The organism is Flavobacterium amniphilum (genome assembly GCF_023634845.1).
Taxonomy (GTDB): domain Bacteria; phylum Bacteroidota; class Bacteroidia; order Flavobacteriales; family Flavobacteriaceae; genus Flavobacterium; species Flavobacterium amniphilum.
Genome location: NZ_JAMLJL010000004.1, coordinates 65,024 through 83,847 on the forward strand (window position 1 = coordinate 65,024; position 18,824 = coordinate 83,847).

The 18,824-nt window shown below is 38.3% G+C and carries 15 protein-coding genes; 11 read left to right on the top strand and 4 right to left on the bottom strand.

Features of this window, described 5'->3' with window-relative positions:
* The first annotated feature begins 8 nt into the window (after positions 1 to 8).
* On the top strand, positions 9 to 1,670 hold the full coding sequence (locus NAT51_RS05860; RefSeq protein WP_250596416.1) for a S8 family serine peptidase: 1,662 nt from the start codon (positions 9 to 11) through the stop codon (positions 1,668 to 1,670).
* Between the two features lie 245 nt (positions 1,671 to 1,915).
* Here NAT51_RS05860 and hmpA read toward each other — a convergent pair whose 3' ends face one another.
* Complete coding sequence (gene hmpA, locus NAT51_RS05865; RefSeq protein ID WP_250596418.1) at positions 1,916 to 3,124, bottom strand: NO-inducible flavohemoprotein; 1,209 nt, start codon at positions 3,122 to 3,124, stop codon at positions 1,916 to 1,918.
* A gap of 457 nt (positions 3,125 to 3,581) precedes the next feature.
* On the opposite strand from hmpA, the gene NAT51_RS05870 reads away from it, so the two are divergent.
* Positions 3,582 to 5,030 (top strand): amino acid permease, encoded by a 1,449-nt coding sequence (locus tag NAT51_RS05870; protein WP_250596420.1) that lies wholly within the window; start codon positions 3,582 to 3,584, stop codon positions 5,028 to 5,030.
* A gap of 794 nt (positions 5,031 to 5,824) precedes the next feature.
* Positions 5,825 to 6,952: a methionine aminotransferase gene (locus tag NAT51_RS05875; protein WP_250596422.1), complete on the top strand. Its 1,128-nt coding sequence runs from the start codon at positions 5,825 to 5,827 to the stop codon at positions 6,950 to 6,952.
* Between the two features lie 76 nt (positions 6,953 to 7,028).
* Here NAT51_RS05875 and NAT51_RS05880 read toward each other — a convergent pair whose 3' ends face one another.
* Positions 7,029 to 10,202, bottom strand: coding sequence for a VIT domain-containing protein (locus NAT51_RS05880; RefSeq protein ID WP_250596424.1), 3,174 nt, complete (start codon positions 10,200 to 10,202; stop codon positions 7,029 to 7,031).
* 183 nt (positions 10,203 to 10,385) lie between these two features.
* Here NAT51_RS05880 and NAT51_RS05885 point away from each other — a divergent pair, with 183 nt between their 5' ends.
* The 8 genes from NAT51_RS05885 (at position 10,386) to NAT51_RS05920 (ending at position 16,820) form a co-directional block, all read left to right on the top strand.
* The gene (locus NAT51_RS05885; RefSeq protein ID WP_250596426.1) at positions 10,386 to 11,267 is read left to right on the top strand and encodes an SDR family oxidoreductase; all 882 of its coding nucleotides are present in this window, start codon (positions 10,386 to 10,388) and stop codon (positions 11,265 to 11,267) included.
* A gap of 163 nt (positions 11,268 to 11,430) precedes the next feature.
* Positions 11,431 to 12,195: a ParA family protein gene (locus tag NAT51_RS05890; protein ID WP_250596428.1), complete on the top strand. Its 765-nt coding sequence runs from the start codon at positions 11,431 to 11,433 to the stop codon at positions 12,193 to 12,195.
* A gap of 8 nt (positions 12,196 to 12,203) precedes the next feature.
* Complete coding sequence (locus NAT51_RS05895; protein WP_250596430.1) at positions 12,204 to 13,100, top strand: ParB/RepB/Spo0J family partition protein; 897 nt, start codon at positions 12,204 to 12,206, stop codon at positions 13,098 to 13,100.
* On the top strand, positions 13,100 to 13,657 hold the full coding sequence (locus tag NAT51_RS05900) for a DUF5683 domain-containing protein (RefSeq protein WP_250596432.1): 558 nt from the start codon (positions 13,100 to 13,102) through the stop codon (positions 13,655 to 13,657). The genes NAT51_RS05895 and NAT51_RS05900 overlap by 1 nt, the downstream gene beginning before the upstream one ends.
* Before the next feature lies 1 nt (position 13,658).
* Positions 13,659 to 13,835: a hypothetical protein gene (locus tag NAT51_RS05905; protein ID WP_250596433.1), complete on the top strand. Its 177-nt coding sequence runs from the start codon at positions 13,659 to 13,661 to the stop codon at positions 13,833 to 13,835.
* On the top strand, positions 13,835 to 14,539 hold the full coding sequence (dapB, locus tag NAT51_RS05910; protein ID WP_250596443.1) for a 4-hydroxy-tetrahydrodipicolinate reductase: 705 nt from the start codon (positions 13,835 to 13,837) through the stop codon (positions 14,537 to 14,539). Before NAT51_RS05905 ends, dapB begins: the two co-directional genes overlap by 1 nt.
* A gap of 44 nt (positions 14,540 to 14,583) precedes the next feature.
* The gene (gene lepB / locus NAT51_RS05915) at positions 14,584 to 16,149 is read left to right on the top strand and encodes a signal peptidase I (protein ID WP_250596445.1); all 1,566 of its coding nucleotides are present in this window, start codon (positions 14,584 to 14,586) and stop codon (positions 16,147 to 16,149) included.
* A 59-nt stretch (positions 16,150 to 16,208) separates the two neighbouring features.
* Positions 16,209 to 16,820: a WbqC family protein gene (locus NAT51_RS05920; protein WP_250596447.1), complete on the top strand. Its 612-nt coding sequence runs from the start codon at positions 16,209 to 16,211 to the stop codon at positions 16,818 to 16,820.
* Positions 16,821 to 16,830: 10 nt separating this feature from the next.
* Here the strand turns inward: NAT51_RS05920 and NAT51_RS05925 are convergent, their stop codons facing one another.
* Both NAT51_RS05925 and NAT51_RS05930 read right to left on the bottom strand, forming a co-directional pair.
* A complete protein-coding gene (locus NAT51_RS05925) occupies positions 16,831 to 17,883 on the bottom strand; it encodes an endonuclease/exonuclease/phosphatase family protein (protein WP_250596449.1) in 1,053 nt (350 codons plus the stop codon).
* A 57-nt stretch (positions 17,884 to 17,940) separates the two neighbouring features.
* Positions 17,941 to 18,816, bottom strand: coding sequence for a rhomboid family intramembrane serine protease (locus NAT51_RS05930; RefSeq protein ID WP_250596451.1), 876 nt, complete (start codon positions 18,814 to 18,816; stop codon positions 17,941 to 17,943).
* Positions 18,817 to 18,824: the final 8 nt, after the last annotated feature.

Consider the following 18,824-nt stretch of genomic DNA (forward strand, 5'->3'; position numbering starts at 1 on the left):
TGAATCAAATGAAAGCCAAAATCTATATAATAATAACATCCCTCATTTTTATAAGCAACTGTTTTTCACAAAAAAATGATATTACTTCTGAAAAGCCAAAATTCTGGCACCATGAAGATTATGGTTCAACGAATATTCCGGGAATCAGTCTTGACAAAGCAATAAACAGTGTTAAACACTTGTCTCCAAAAAAACAAATAATTGTGGCAGTTATCGACACACAAATCGATGCACTTCATGAAGACTTAAACACAAATATTTGGACCAACAAGAAAGAGATTCCCAATAACGGGATTGACGACGATAAAAACGGATTCACGGACGATATCCACGGCTGGAACTTTTTAGGAAATAAAGCAGGCGGATACACAGTATGGGCTAATTTTGAATACATCAGAATACTCCGTGACTATGAACCTATTTTTAAAAATAAATCAAAAGAGGAAATTTCAGTCGAAGATAAGTTCAAATACGAACAATATTTAAAGGCAATTGAAAACGACAAAAAATTCTCAAAATATTTCAACAGTTACATAAAGTCCTTAAAGTATGACATTTCACTGTATCAAAAGACAAAAGACACGCTGCGCCATTTTTTTCCCAAAGAGAATTATACCTATAAGCAATTGGACAGCTTATACAGAAAATATAAAATAAACGACAAAACTTATAAAGAGCGCAGAGATAGTAATGATCAGGATTTAGGTGCATTACTGGATTCCTATATGACCAGTATAGACGTAGGATTGAATAGTTATGCAGAATTAACCGATGCATTGAAACAAAAGGATTCAACCCTAAATAAGAGTTGTAGCCTTTCTTTCAATGAGAGAAAGAATATTGACAGTGAAACTTCAAATAGAGGTTATGGCAATAATAAAACACAGGTTGAAATAAAAGGAATACCCACTTTTAGCAATCATTCTACAGAAGTATCGAGTATAATTGCAGCTAAAAGAGAAAACAATTTAGGAATAAAAGGTTTTTCAGATAACATCAAAATTATGCCTTTAACCGTCTGCGCTTCCGGTGACGAACATGATCATGATATCGCATTGGCAGTCAAATATGCGGTAGATAACGGAGCAAAAGTCATCAATATGTCTTTTGGAAAAGATCTTTCCATGTATCCTGAATTGATTAAAGAAGCATTACAATATGCCGAAAAGCATAATGTTCTGGTAATTCATGCCGCGGGAAATAACGGGATGAATATTGATGAATCCACTTTCTTTCCCAATGATTTTTACAAAAAAGAGGTATGCAACAACTTCATCAACGTAGGTTCCATCAATAAAAACCATGGAGAAAAAATGGTGTCTTCATTTTCCAATTACGGTAAAGTCAATGTTGATTTGTTTGCACCGGGAGAAGATATTTATACAGCAATCCCCGATAACCAATACAGTTTTGACTCGGGGACTTCACTGGCTGCTCCCATGGTATCGGGTGCAGCAGCGTTGATCTGGTTGTATTACCCAAAACTGACCGTTCAACAGATGAAATATATCATTCTGGAGTCCGGGACGTCTTATGATTTGGATGTTATTGTACCGGGAACTAAAGACAAGAAAGTCAAGTTTTCGGAACTGTCTAAAACCGGAAAAGTGCTGAATGTGTACAATGCCATGGAGATGGCGAAGGAGATGAATAAAGGAAAGTGCAAATAAAACTAAGTCATAAATCTACATACAAAAAGCCTTCATCACGAAGGCTTTTTCACTTTAAAAACACAAAAAGAAAACACATTTGAAATCAGCCCCGCGATGAACCACGAGCGTATCCAGAAAAAGACAAACGCTGAGGTATCAGTGCAATTGATCGTGGTCAGGGTAAGTGTGATAAAAAATGTCGTGACCAGATTCTTTAGAACCAATTTCAAATGGTTTCTTTTGCTTCCTACAGTAACCCACATTTAATTCAAATGAATGGACTGTGGACCGAATTCCTCATAGAAAATATGATCCTTGCTTACATTGAGGTTAACCAATGCTTCGTACTGTGCTTTGATAAACAGTTCGGGGCCGCAGATGTAAAACTTGGCTTCGTCCAACAATATGGCTTCCTTGCATTTTTGAAGATCAACACGGCCTTCAATTATTTGATTGGAATTGTCTGTTTCGGGAAGGGAATCATAAAACGTAAAAGTTTCCAAACCGGCTGCTTCTTCCTGCAAAACCGCAAGCCTGTCTTTAAAAGCATGTACCGATTCGTTACGGCAGCCGTGTATCCAGACGGTTTTCTTGTTTTGGATCGAACTTAAATTAGTTTCCAGCATGCTCAGCATTGGCGTCAATCCTACTCCACCGCTGATGAGTACCAATGGATTTTTGGAGTCTTTCTCTAAATGGAACAATCCTGCCGGTGCCGAAACCGAAATGACTTCGCCTTCATTCTTGGAATGCAGTGTTTGTGAAACCATTCCGCCGGGATTGGGTGCCATTCCCGATTCTTTTTTTACCGAAATCCTGTAATATTCCGGATGGAAAGCGCTTGATAAACTGTATTGTCTCGGCTGCAGCAATCCTAATTCAGGGACGAAAACCTGCACACTGATGTATTGTCCCGCCTCGAAAGCAGCAATTGGTTTCCCGTCTTCGGGATGGAGGTAAAAGGATTTGATTTCTGCCGATTCGTCTACAATTCTTTTGATGACGAAGTTACGCCAACCGTTCCAGCTTCCGGGTTTGGCTACATTTTCATCATACAGCTCTTTTTCAAGATTGATCATTATTTCGGCCAATTCATAATAAGCCGCTGTCCAAGCTTCCAGTATTTCGGGGGTGGCAGCTTCTCCGGCTACTTCGGCAATGGAAGCAATCAGATGGGTGCCTACGATTTTATACTGTTCGGGCTGGATGTTCAGACTTCGGTGCTTGGTGCCAATTCCTTTCAATACGGGAATCAATACGCCGGGATTGTCGATATTTTCGGCGTAAGCCAAAACTGCATTGGCTAAAGCCGCTTTCTGCCTTCCATTGGCCTGGTTGCCCATATTGAACATATTTTTCAACTCTGCGTGAGCATTAAACATACGGGCGTAAAAATGATTGGTCAGGGTTTCTCCGCTTTCTCTTAAAAGAGGAATGGTAGCTTTAATCAGCTCTTTTTGATGGGTATTCATATTTGTATAATTAAACATTGAGATGAAGCAAAGCTAATTCCATACTTATATATCATTTTATGACTCAAATCATAAGATGGATTTTTAGATTGTTCGATTATTGGATCGTTAGACTTCTTAAATGGAAATAAACTTTAAATTTCAAACCCTAAAACCAACTGTGATTTTACTTTATGAGATTTCTCCTTCGTCGAAATGACAACAAAGCGGAAATATTAAACTTAGATTCTTAGGGCCTCAGTAACTTTACAATGAATTTCAGTAAATAAAGTTACTTCTCTCCTGTATCACGAAATTATTATCAATCAAAAGTTGTAAAGAGCGAAAAACACTGCCTCATCCCCCATTCTGTCAGAATATTAATCGGTGGGGTTTTAAGAGACTAAAAATCAGTTGTTTTACCTTTGTGCCGTTTTTAAACGTTTCCGTCCTAAAAGGATGGCACAAATCTATATATATGTTAAAAAAATCAATTGAAGCCTTACAACAAGAGGCCGCTAACACAGGAACCAACAGCTTGAAGAGAAGCTTGGGCGGTTTCAATCTGATCATGATTGGAATTGGAGTTATTATTGGCGCCGGACTGTTCTCGTTAACAGGGATTGCAGCAGCAAACAACACCGGACCCGCCGTTATTTTGTCATTTGTAGTGGCAGCCGTGGGCTGTGCCTTCAGTGCGCTGTGTTACGCCGAGTTTGCTTCAATGGTACCGGTTTCGGGGAGTGCGTACACGTATGCGTATGCTACCATCGGGGAATTATTTGCCTGGATCATCGGGTGGGATTTGATATTGGAATACTCGGTGGGTGCCGCGACGGTAGGTATCAGTTGGTCCCAATATTTAGTTAAGTTTTTAGAGAAATTCGGGTTGTACATACCACCACAGTTAGTCATGTCACCCTTTGAAACCGCTACCGGTGCAAACGGTGAAACCATCCGTGGGATTATTAACCTTCCGGCCGTATTGATCATTGCATTGGTTACAGCCGTAATTATAAGAGGAACGAAAGGATCGGCGTTGTTTAATGCAATTGTCGTGACATTGAAAGTTGGCGTCGTATTATTGTTCATCGCATTAGGTTGGCAATACATTAACCCTGAGAATTATCATCCGTTTATACCGGCTAACACAGGGACATTCGGGGAGTATGGTGTTTCTGGGATATTGAGAGGTGCCGGAGTGGTATTTTTTGTATTCATTGGGTTTGATATTGTGGCAACGATGGCACAGGAGACTAAAAATCCGCAGAAAAACATGCCGATAGGAATCCTTGGATCGCTGATTGTATGTACTGTTTTATTTATTGCTTTCGGGTATGTGATGACAGGATTGGCACACTATACCGAATTTAAAAACAGTGCGGCACCGGTTGCCATTGCGATTGCCAAGACACCTTACATTTGGTTGGGCACGGCCGTAATCATGGCGATATTGATTGGTTACACTTCGGTGATATTAGTCGATTTGCTGGGACAATCGCGTGTATTTTACGCCATGAGTAATGATGGTTTGTTACCAAAGGTATTTTCGCAGTTACACCCGAAATTCAACACTCCGTATAAATCAAACATACTATTATGTGTGTTCATCAGCTTGTTTGCGGGCTTGGTTCCGATTCATGTGGTGGGTGAAATGACAAGCATAGGGACATTATTGGCTTTCGTGATGGTGTGTATCGGTATCTTAATTTTAAGAAAGAAGGAACCGAATTTACCGCGTCCTTTCAAAACACCTTGGGTTCCGGTTGTACCTATATTAGGAATTGTAACGTGTGTACTGATGATGGTTTCGCTTCCGTTGAGTACATGGATCAGACTATTTGCATGGCTGGCCATCGGGATACTGATTTATTTCTTTTATGGGAAGAAGAATAGTAAGCTGAGGAATCAAGTAAAGAGTGATTAGTAATTAGATACTTTAAAGGGATATTAAGTCGGTTGTACTTAGTGTCCCTTTTATAATTATGAATTATGAGCGACCAGTAACTGGTAATTAGTGAAGAGTGATTAGTGACTAGTAATTAGTGACTAGTACCACCTAAAAAGTCTTCGGTACCACTTAAAAAGTGATTAGTGACTAGTAATTAGTGACTAGTACCACCTAAAAAGTCTTCAGTACCACTTAAAAAGTGATTAGTGACTAGTAATTAGTGACTAGTACCACCTAAAAAGTCTTCAGTACCACTTAAAAAGTGATTAGTGACTAGTAATTAGTGACTAGTACCACCTAAAAACTATCGGTACCACTTAAAAAGTGATTAGTGACTAATAATTAGTGACTAGTACCACCTAAAAAGTCTTCAGTACCACTTAAAAAATATTAGTACCACCTAAAATCTATCAGTACCACTTAAAAACTACCAGTACCACTTAAAAACTATTAGTACCACTTAAAAACTATTAGTACCACCTAAAAACTATCAGTACCACTTAAAAAGTCTTTGGTACCACCTAAACAATCATCTGTACCACTTAAAAAGTTATCCGTACCACCTAAAAAGTCTTCGGTACCAGTTAAAAAGTCTTTGGTACCAGCTAAACAACGACCGGTACCAGCTAAAGGGTTATCTGTACCATATAAGTAACGATTTGTACCAATAAAAATACGATCTGCAAAGTCTAAAAATCTAAGAAGTCTAACGATCTAAGAAGTCTATCTTTATAACTTTACAACATTCAAACTAAAATATCTAAACTAACATGTCTAAACTACCCAACGTAACGGCCAGTATATTTTCGGTGATGTCCCAATTAGCGAATGAGCACAAGGCCATCAATCTTTCGCAGGGATTCCCGAATTTTCCGGAAGACAAGCGCTTACTGGAGATTTCGGAACGCATTCTGAAAGACAACATCCATCAGTATACACCCATGGCGGGCCTGCCTTCTTTATTGGAGAAGATTGCGCTTCAAACCCAAAAACAGTACAACCGAAACGTTAATCCTGCTACCGAAATGCTGATTACAACCGGTGCCACACAGGGGATTTATACTGCCATCAATGCATTAGTGGGTCATGGTGATGAGGTGATTATCCTGGACCCGAGTTATGACAGTTACGAACCTTCGGTACTGGTAGCTGGCGGAAGACCGGTTAGGATTTCATTGAACGAGGATTACACTCCGGATTTTAACCGTATTGAAGCGGCGATTTTGGCCAAAACCAAGATGATTGTCATTAACAATCCGCATAACCCCACCGGGAGGATATGGACACTGGCTGATTTTGAAGCTTTGGAACTGATACTCGAAAAACATCCGGATATTCTTATACTAAGCGATGAGGTGTATGAATACATTACGTTTTCGCAGCCACATATTTCGTTCAATACCCGTGAGAAGTTAAAACACAGAACCATTATTGCTTCTTCTTTTGGGAAGTCATTGCACGTTACGGGTTGGAAAGTGGGTTACCTGATTGCTCCTGAAAACCTGATGATTGAGATCAAGAAAGTCCATCAGTTTTTAGTCTTCAGTGTGAACAGTTTTGGTCAACATGCTATTGCGCAATACCTCGACATAGTTGATTTTGACCTTATTTCGAAGATGTACCGGGAGAAGCGGGATTTGTTCCAATCATTGATCAAAGACAGTCGTTTCGAACTCATGCCCTGCGACGGGACCTACTTTCAGGTGGTGAATTACAAAGCCATCAGTGCGGCCAATGATGTGGATTTTGCCAAAGAACTGATTACGAAGCACGGTGTGGCCGCCATACCAATATCTGTATTTTACAACGACGCCACCGACAGGCAGATGTTACGTTTTTGTTTTGCCAAAACCGATGAGACATTGATTGCCGCAGCAGAAAAACTCAACCGTATATAACATTCAGCCATAAAAAAACACCAACTAAATGTTGGTGTTTTTCCGCTGAATTACCGAGGTTAGTATATAGAGAAGGTTAGTTTAAAAGTAATTCAGCTAAATTTTGATTTTCTTTTACTGTTCCCAATTGGATGGTTTGCAGTTTTCGTTCGGTTACGCCGTTTTTGGTTATATAAATTTCCACCATCACGGTAGCCGGACCGTCTTCACTAATTGAACTCTCTCCATAATAATTTGTTTTGATCAGGTATTTCCCTTTCAGGGGATTACGCAGCAAATACTGTTCCGGTCCGTACCCTTGCGTAAAATCTTTTGAGAACCTTGCTCCTATTTCAGTATCCGTGTGCCCGTAGTAACACTCCTCGCCTGTTGGTTCAATCACATGCAGGTCGATATCCTTATCTATTTGGTTCCAGTTGAGGATAATCCTAACGGCAACCGGCATGGGTTTCAGGTATTTTTTATCGAAATCACCAATGTTAATGCCAGGATGTTCAGCCAGCAAACGGTTAATATCCATCAGGATAATGTCTTCAACCCCTGCATATTGACCGCTCATATTAGCAAAATAATTTGTTTCCAAAGCCTTAACCAATTCGTCGAAAGCCGCCTGATACTTTTTGTTATCTTCCAGTACCAAAGCCAGATCCCTGTGGCTTTGCGGTTCATGTTCTCTCCATTTAGCTACTTGACCTGCGGTATACAATGCCTCTTCGTATGCCTCCCACTGACGCAACTGATAGGTTAACGATTTATACAATTGATGGTTTTCCAAGCCTAAGTCGGCTATATTACTCAAAATCAACAGCCCTTTTTGCTTATCTCCTTTATTATAGAAGAAATTAGCCACATCAAAATAGAAAGCCGGATTGTTAAACTGTTCTTCGCGCAACTGCAAATACAAAGCATATTGTTTATCAGCCGGAGCTGCTTCAAGCGCTTTTAAATAGATACGGTCAGGATTCCAGCCTTCCGTTTTTACACCATCGGTTGTGGTAAAATCATGTGTGGCCCAATTACTAATTGTATCAGTGTGAGACAGCCTATTAGGTATTTCCCTTTGTCTTGTCTCTCGTGTTTCAGGACGACCATCAGGTGTATAGTTTCTTCCTTGATTAATAGCTACACCAGACACTTTACCTTCTAATTGACGAACTGCTTCAGACTTATTACTGTTTTTGTCTCCGTCTCTGAACTCAACGGATTCTGTAACAACACGCGGATTTACGAATTTGACTTCGTCGACTTCGGCAGCGCTGATTTGTTTATCTTTAATTTCTTCGGTAGTTTTTATTTCTTCAGTTGCGACTGCTGTAGTGGAAGAAACCACACTTCTCCTTCTTGCTACTCCTTCTGATTGACTCATCTGTTCTCTTCCGTAATCCGGCTCAGTAACTTCTCTATCGACACCATTCGTTGGCCTGTCAATCATAACACCATCTTTCCTATTGGGTTTCCCCTTTTTAACGATTGGCTTGACATATTTTATGTCTTTATTCCACCAAACGTTCAATTCCCCATGATATCGCTCTACATTTTCCCAATTACTTTTCTTTTCAGCCAGTCTGTTCTCCTGGCTTTGCTTCTGGATCTTATCAAATTCGGCCCTTAACGCGGCAGGCGGTACTATATCATATTGTATGTAATCGTTGATATCCTCCAAAACAATCAGTGAAGTGTTCTTGGTTACGATACCGTACTTTTTACCCATGGTTTCGATTTCTTCCGCATTCTTTTTATACTGGATTTCCAGGTTGGCAATCTTTTTTTGAGCCCAAAGTCTCTCGATATTTACTTCTGCTGCCTGTTGTGTTTTGGCATCCAAAACGATTTTCTTTTCAGAAACCGGTTTATCATTATACCCGAAAAGCAATACTACTTCATTTTGTTCTTTCAGTGAAATCCCCGAAAAACTGAAGTTCCCCGAAACAGTTGTTCCGGCCATCGGATATAGATCAGTTACCATATAATTTTCCTTGATTCCTAAAAACTTAAGACTTTGGTACGCTAATTTATCCAAAGCTTTTGTCGCATCAAGCTCATTCAGGTTAATAAAATCCCCTCCTGATTTCATGGCGGTATAATTTAAAAAAGCATAATCGGCTGAAGGCAATGAAGTAACTGTATAAACAGGCTTTTTGGTTTTGTCCAAAAGATTATCACTCAGCGAAGAAAGTCCGTCACTGAAAAACAGGTACTCATCCTGACCTGTCAAATCAATTTTTGAATAACGGGTCCCACCATCATATTGGGTATTTTCCAATTGCGACTTCAATTCGGTCCAATCACCGTTAAACACGTTATAAACCTTCCCTTTTTCAAAATTGTAATTCAGCAGGTACAACGCAACCTGAACATTCTTCAGTTGTTTGAAGTAAGCATCCAATACCTGCAATTCTTTCTTAATATCCCTGTTTTTACAGCTTAACGAATTATCCCACACCAAACCGATTGATACCGGTGCTTTCTTTTGTATTTTACTACTCTCAACCGTAGTACTTCCATAAAAATAATGTTGCCCTTTCACAGATTGAACCAAAGTACTTGGAATTTCTTCCCGGATTGGAATTTTAATCCACATCTTTTCTGTTGGCTTATAATTCTTCTTTTTAACAGAAGCGGTAAACGATTTGACCCATTGTGGATCTTCTGACTTTTCAAAAGAAGAAAGAGAACCTGACTCTTCCTCTATTGAAGGTTTTGACGTTGATCCTGTCACATTGATGACCAATTCAAATTCATCCAGTTTTTTTGGATAACGGCTTACCAACTGATAACCCAGATTCTTTTTGTCAAAACCGGTCAATTCCTGTTCGTAACCGATTATTATAATCCGCTCCTTTCCCTGAACGATTGGATAAATACGGGTTTTAAAATTATTCCCTTCAACCTTTTCAAGCAAACCGGGATCTACATTTCTGTGTTCAATAGCTTCAAAAACCTGTTTTCCTTTGCTTTTATTCACCGGAACTGCTTCGCGCATTTCCCCGTTTATATCCAAGGCATACCTTGAAACCGAAACCCCTTCGGGAAGTGGAAAAAGCAACTCAGCCTCCATTTGACGGGAACCTGAATTAGTGAAATGCATTTCTGCGGTGGTGTAAGCGATATTTCCCGCTACATTCACTTTCACATACATTTTGTTCATCCGCACTTGGGCAGAATCCGCTCCTTTTATATTCAATTGCGGACTCTGGGCCTGTACATGGACCATAACAAGCAAACAGAAAGAAAACAATAATTTTTTCATAGATTTAATAGCGGGGTTATAATTAAGTAAGAGTACAATTACCGACAAAAGGTTGGAATTGCATAATAAATTTCCAACTTTTATTATTTCCTAAAATCACAGAGGTTACAATCATAACTCCTTTTAGCTCACAAACACTGATAATTTTAGTAACTTTACGTTACATCTAAAAAACAAAGGACTATGAATTTATCAGCAAAAATGCTGCGTGACAATGCACTGGCAGACAAAGTAATTGTGGTAACCGGTGGTGGAAGCGGTTTAGGAAAAGCCATGACCAAATATTTTATGGAATTGGGTGCCAAAGTAGCCATTACTTCCCGTGATCTGGACAAACTGCAAACGACTGCACAGGAACTCGAAACCGAAACCAACGGAAAATGCCTTGCCTTACAATGCGACGTTCGTCATTATGATCAGGTAGAATCCATGCTTGAAAATGTTTTGGCAGCATACGGCAAAGTAGATGTTTTACTGAACAATGCTGCAGGGAATTTCATCTCCCCGACTGAACGATTGTCGGCTAATGCATGGGATACCATTATTGACATCGTATTGAAAGGTTCCAAAAACTGCACACTTGCTTTTGGAAAGCACTGGATCGATAAAAAACAAACCAATACTAACATCCTGAATATTGTTACCACTTATGCCTGGACCGGATCTGCTTATGTTGTTCCGAGTGCTACGGCCAAAGCCGGTGTACTGGCCATGACCCGAAGCTTAGCCGTGGAATGGGCAAAATACGGCATCAGAACCAATGCCATCGCTCCAGGACCATTTCCTACCAAAGGCGCCTGGGACCGTTTACTTCCCGGTGATTTAAAAGACAAATTTGACTTGGCCAAGAAAGTGCCTTTGAAGCGTGTGGGCGATCATCAGGAACTAGCTAATTTAGCTGCTTATTTAGTATCTGATTTTTCAGCTTATGTAAACGGAGAGGTGATTACTATCGACGGGGGCGAATGGCTACAGGGAGCAGGCCAATTCAATTTACTGGAGGCAATTCCAACCGAACTTTGGGACATGCTTGAAGCCATGATCAAATCTAAAGGCAATAAATAATAAGCATAAAAATTTAACGTTTTTACAACTTAAAAGACTGTAAACTGCGACTATAAAAGAGCCTGTCAAACGACAGGCTCAAAGTTTGTTAAATTGTTAACAAAATACATTTTCATATACCATAAATAGTTGTATTTTTACGGCTCAAAATTTCAAAAATCAAATGGGCAAAATCATCGCAATTGCTAATCAGAAAGGTGGCGTTGGAAAAACAACCACTTCTATCAATTTAGCGGCCGCTTTAGGTGTTTTAGAAAAAAAAGTATTACTAATTGATGCTGATCCTCAGGCCAATGCCACTTCAGGATTGGGTATCGATGTGGAATCAGTCGAAACAGGTACCTACCAAATCTTAGAACATAGTAATACTCCGGAAGAAACAATCATCACCAGTTCAGCACCTAATGTAGATGTTATTCCTGCACATATTGACCTTGTTGCTATCGAAATCGAATTGGTCGACAAAGAAAACCGCGAATACATGCTTAAAAAGTCATTGGAAAGCGTGGTGGACAAATACGACTATATCATCATCGATTGTGCTCCGTCATTAGGATTATTGACACTTAATGCATTAACTGCAGCTAACAGTGTGGTAATTCCAATCCAGTGTGAATACTTTGCATTGGAAGGTTTAGGAAAATTATTGAATACTATCAAAAGTGTCCAAAAAATCCATAACCCTGAATTAGACATCGAAGGTTTATTGCTAACCATGTACGATTCACGTTTACGTTTATCAAATCAGGTAGTGGAAGAAGTACAGAAACACTTCAACAACATGGTTTTTGAAACCGTAATACAAAGAAATATTAAACTAAGTGAAGCACCTAGTTACGGAGAAAGCATCATCAATTATGACGCAACCAGCAAAGGAGCAACTAATTATTTACACTTAGCAGAAGAAATCATAAAGAAAAACAGTTAATAGAGAATATGGCATTGGCAAAAAAACAAGCAATGGGACGTGGATTATCGGCGTTATTAAAAGATCCTGAAAACGACATCAAATCAGTATCGGATAAAAACGCAGATAAGGTAGTAGGAAATATCATTGAATTAGAGATTGAGGCAATTGAAATCAATCCTTTTCAGCCAAGAACCAACTTTAACGAAGAATCTTTACAGGAATTAGCCACTTCAATCCGTGAACTTGGAGTTATCCAGCCCATCACGGTGCGTAAGATGGACTTCAATAAATACCAGTTAATTTCAGGGGAACGCCGTTTACGCGCCTCTAAAATTGTTGGTTTAAAAACCGTTCCTGCTTACATCCGTTTAGCAGACGACAACGAATCACTGACAATGGCGTTAGTGGAAAATATCCAACGCCATGACTTAGACCCAATTGAAATTGCATTATCATACCAACGTTTAATGGATGAAATCCAATTAACACAAGAGCAGGTAAGCGACCGCGTAGGAAAAAAACGTTCTACCGTTGCCAACTATATGCGCTTACTAAAATTAGATCCAATCATTCAAACGGGAATCCGTGACGGATTCATTTCAATGGGACACGGGCGTGCCATCATCAATGTTGACAATCACGATGTACAGACAGATATTTACCAAAAAATCGTAAGCCAGAATTTATCGGTTCGCGAAACAGAAGCATTGGTAAAAGCCTATCACGAAGGCACTCCTGATAAACCGACTGCAAAAACAACCGCTGTTGCGTTTGAAGTCGCCAATGATGATCAGGAAGTATTCAATAGCTACTTCGGAACAAAAATCGACGTAAAAATTGCTGCTAACGGCAAGGGTAAAATTACAATTCCATTCAAATCGGAAGAGGATTTCAACAGAATCATCAAATTGATCAAAAGTTAGTGAAATATTGGTTTTACATACTGATTTTCTGCACACTATCTGGTAATTTTTCCGGTTTTGGTCAGGAAGAACTCAATCTGAAAGCTACTGATACTGTTGAAACAAAAATCAACCCTTTAGCACCTTCAAAGGCCGCTTTTTTCTCTGCAGTATTTCCCGGAATGGGACAGGTTTACAATAAAAAATACTGGAAAGCCCCAATCGTATGGGGCGCCATGGGAGCCGGTATTTATGCTTATTCCTGGAATAAAAAGAAATACGACGGTTACCGTACCGAATACAAAAAAAGACTGGCCAATGATCCTGATCTAAATCCTGATTACGAACGTTTGAGCAATTCCCAGTTAATTGACGCACAGAAATACCATCAGCGAAATAAAGATTTATCACTTTTGGTGACAGTGGCAATATATGCACTGAATATCATTGATGCCAATGTTGATTCCCATCTGAAACAATTCAACGTAAACGGAAAACTGACCGTTAAACCTGAAATCCAACAGAATGAGTTTACCTACAAACAAAACGTAGGCTTAAGTTTAAACTACCGGTTTTAAAATGAAAAAAAACAAGATTATCATTCTTTCAATTCTATTGCTTGCTGCAACCGGAAGATACTTCATTCAGGACCATACAAGCATAAGAACGGTTGATTTCATACAGATATTCACAATGGGATTACTGTTCGGATTATTGAGCTTATCACTTCTAAAAAAAATCAAAAACAAAGAATAATGAAAATAGCACTCTTAGGATACGGCAAAATGGGAAAAGTAATCGAAAGGATTGCTTTGGAACGTGGTCACGAAATAGTGTTACGAAAATCGAGTTCCTCAACATTTGAAGGACTGCAAAATGCTGATGTGGCAATTGATTTCAGTGTTCCAGACAGTGCCGTTTGTAACATAACGGAATGTTTTGCTACTAATGTACCAGTAGTTAGCGGTACTACGGGATGGCTTGAAAAATATGACGAGATAGTTTCTCTTTGCAGTGAGAAAGAAGGAGCTTTTATATACGGTTCAAATTTCAGTTTAGGTGTAAATATCTTTTTTGAATTAAATGCTTATCTGGCAAAAATGATGTCTAATCTGAAAGAGTACAAAGTGTCGATGGAGGAAATCCACCACACCCAAAAACTGGACGCTCCCAGCGGAACAGCCATTTCATTGGCAGAAGGCATTATTGCAAATTCAGAATATACGAATTGGACAATGGAAAATCCGACAGAAAAGCAGATTCCCATTGAAGCTAAACGAATTGAAAACATACCCGGCACACACAGTATTTTCTATGACAGTGTAGTCGACCAGATTGAAATCAAGCATACAGCCCATAACCGTGAAGGATTTGCTCTTGGAGCAGTTATCGCCGCAGAATGGCTGGCTGGCAAAAAAGGAATTTTCACCATGAAAGATGTACTTTCATTGAATTCTTAGCCATAACATTTAAAAATAATTCAGACACATAAATCTAACAGAATATGACAGCATTACAATGGCTTATCTTTTTCCTGACTCTCCAAATCATTCATGGTTTAGGTACATGGAAACTATACGAAAAAGCAGGTAGAAAATCATGGGAAGCCTTCATTCCGGTTTACAACTCCATCATTTTGATGAAAATTATCAACCGCCCTACCTGGTGGACTGCCTTACTATTTGTTCCCGTAGTCAATTTGATAATGTTCATTGTAATCTGGGTTGAAACGATCAGAAGCTTTGGTAAAAATTCAACAACTGATACACTTTTAGCTGTATTCACACTTGGATTCTACACCTATTACATCAATTATGCTGTTGATGTTACATACATCAAAGACCGTAGCTTAGTTGCCAAAACTCAAGTAGGTGACACAATCAGCTCTATTTTATATGCTGTAGTAGTAGCAACATTGGTTCATACCTATATAATGCAGCCATTCAACATTCCGACTTCCTCATTGGAAAAATCATTATTGGTAGGTGACTTCTTATTTGTGAGTAAATTTCATTACGGAGCCAGAACACCAAAAACGGCAATTGCCTTACCAATGGTTCATGATAGTTTGATGGTCGTAAAAGGCAAATCTTATTCAAGTTGGCCACAACTTCCATCATTCAGATTTCCCGGATTCCAAAACATTCAACGCAACGACATAGTAGTATTTAATTGGCCGGTTGATACCGTTTACTTTTTCAGAGATCCTTCTGGCAGACATATCGACAAACCTTTGGATAAACGTTCCAATTATGTAAAAAGATGTGTTGGTCTTCCTGGCGATAATCTTTCTATTAAAGACGGTGATGTTTATATAAATAACAAAGAACTTGTGTTACCTGAAAGAGCTAAGCCACAATACTCATACTTAGTTACAACAGACGGCAGCCCACTTGATAATTACGCTGAATATCTGATTAATGATTTGAAGATTACAGACGGTATTTTCCCAACAGGCAAACCTAACGAATATATTTTTGCAGCTGTTACAGATGAGAACTTAGGTAAAATTAAAGCTATACCAGTAATAAAATCAATAATAAAAAGAATAGCTCCGGCTCCATCTAAAATTGACAAAGGTATTTTCCCTCACAACCAGAAATGGAGTCAGGATAACATGGGACCAATTTACATACCGGAAGCTAACAAAACAGTTGCTATCAACAAAGAAACCCTACCTCTTTACCGTAGAATCATCACTGTATATGAAAACAATAAACTAGAAGAAAAAGGAGGAAAAATTTACATCAACGACAGAGAAGCTGTAAATTATACTTTCAAACAGGATTACTACTGGATGATGGGAGACAACCGTCACAATTCGGAAGACAGCCGTTACTGGGGTTTTGTTCCTTTTGACCATGTAGTAGGAAAACCGGTATTCATCTGGTGGAGTGTTGATCCGAATATCCCGTGGAGCAAAGCATTCGACAAAATCCGTTGGGACAGATTATTTTGTACCGTTGGTGGCGATGGACAGCCTACATCATATTTCAACTATTTCTTAATCCTTCTTGTAGGATGGTTTGGTTACGACTGGTACAAGAGAAGAAAAGCAAAAAGAGCGTAAGCAAATAAAAATTCAATGCTAAATCATAAAAGGTTTAGCATTTTTTTAAATTAAATATCATGGACATTTTAATTCATCCGACATATTTCCCTTCAGTAAGTCATTTTGTGGCTATAACACAAGCTAAATCGGTTACATTCGAAATGGAAGACAACTTCCAAAAGCAAACAAACCGTAACCGCATGTATATTTACAGCCCGAATGGTATCCAGCTATTGAATATTCCGATCAAACACAGTAAAGACACACGCCAGAAAACCAAAGACGTGAAATTAGAAACTGCTTTTGACTGGCAGAAACAGCATTTTAAATCATTAGAAGCAGCTTACAGGACTTCACCTTTCTTTGAATATTATGAAGACGCAATTATGCCAATTTTTACTAAAAAGCATACATTTTTAATGGATTTAAACCTAGAAACTATTGAAATTGTCAAAAAATGTCTTGGGTTAAATTTCGAAGCCCAAAAAACAATTGAATATTTTCACGAAATCCAGGATTTCAGCGATTTACGTTTGTTGGCCAACGGAAAGAAAGATACAGCAATTTTTGAACCTTACACACAGGTTTTTGAAGAGAAACATGGTTATCTTAATAATTTAAGCGTTCTGGATTTATTATTCAATGAAGGAAAATATGCTAAAGATTATCTATTAAAACAGGAATTATAATCTAATAAACCTATTCTATAGCTACCCTGGTCATAATTGGCATATGATCTGAATTTATAAAATCTGGAAAGTGCTGAAAACTTTTAACTGACAATTTTGGATCAGCAAAAATGTAATCTATACGGGCCGGATAATGTTTAAAATTATAGGTTTTTCCGAAACCTGATCCGGCCTCTTCGAAACAATCCTGCATATTTCCTTTAATCACACGGTATACATAAGAAAAAGCACTGTTATTCATATCTCCACATACGATTTGTGGATAACTGCTTGTCTTTTTATGTTCCATGATGATTTCGGCCTGCTGTTGCTGCTTAGTAAAACCGTCGCTAATACGCTTAACAATCAGTTTCGAATCCTTTTGCTTGATTCCTTCAACATTCTCCGAAATATCATTTACATCCGGGGAAATTTTCAGTGATTCCAAATGAATGTTGTAAAAACGGACAATATCCTTCCCAATCTTAACATCAGCAAAAATGGCATTGTTGTTTGAGTTTGGAAAATCAATTTTTCCTTCGTTTACAATCGGGAATTTAGAAAAGATCGCATTTCCAGTTTTAATTTGTTCTCCATCCATGAAAATAGCACGGTAAGGGTAAATTTTCAAGTCGATTTTAGCTGATGCCGATGTAGAATATTCCTGAATACACAAAACATCAGGATTCTTTTCATTTACAAACTTCAAAATATCTTGCGCCACGTTTTCCCTTGGAATCCAATTGAATAAATTCAATAAACGGACATTATAACTCATGACAACAAAGTCCTTATCTGTAGCCTCTTTTTCTTTACTGGAAAATTTATAATACTTATTGATAAAAGTAATTCCCAAAACCAGAACCAAACCGGATAAGACCAATTGTCGCTTCAATTGTATAAACCAATACAAAAAAAACAGTGCATTGATAATCAAAAACAAGGGAAGGATCAATGTAAGCACCGATAAAAAAGGAAACCAGTTAGGCGCTAAAAAAGGTAATACATAAGCAAGAAAAGTCAATATAGTCAACACTATATTGAGAAAAAATATCACTTTATTAAACCATGAAAGGTTCTTCATCCCACTTATCTAACTGAATTCAATACAAATAAACAACTTTTTGTCAGAAAATAAATCCTATTTCCCTGCCTTAAATAAAAACTCCTTTTCTTCTTTCGTCAGGCTATCATAACCGGACTGGCTTATTTTATCGAGAATTTCATCTATTTGTTGTTGGGTTTTATCTTTTGTTACAACCCGGCTTGTTGTTTTGGCTGTATCCACTTTTACATTCTTATGAACTCTTTTGAACGGAGTCGATTTTCTGCTTGAGAAAAGAGTTACAATTCGGTCTAAAGCAACATTTAAACCCGAAGTAAGATCTATTCCGGATTTCAATGCCTTAATATAAATATAACCAAACAAGGCACCGCCAAAATGCGCCATATGCCCTCCTGAATTATCGACTGGCAATTGAATTAAGTCTAAAAGCAAAAACACTAAAGCGATATGCCAAAGCTTAACATTACCAATAAATCCAATACGTATGCTGTAATCCGGCTGATAGACTGTAGTGGCCACCAATATAGCCATAACAGAAGCAGAAGCTCCAATTAAGGACTCTCCGTACCTAAGTGAAGGCAGAAACTGATATCCCAGTAAAAAAACAATACCACCTAAAATACCACCCAGTATATACAATCCGATAAATTGCTTTTGAGTAAAGAATGTTGCAAACAACCTGCCGGCAAACATTAGCATTAACATATTAAACAGCAAGTGAAAAAACCTGATGTGAAAAAAAGAATATGTAATAAGTGTCCATGGCTTTACAATCATTTCCTGCCATGATCCCGGCAAAGCAATATAACCTACAAATCTCTCAAATATACTTGGTGAAAAAACCGATATTACAGTTAATATTAAAAATAGAAATACCTCCCAAAAAATCAATTTGGTTGTCAAATCCCCTACTCTATATTGAAGTTTTAAATCCTCTAAAATACTGCTCATGATACTAA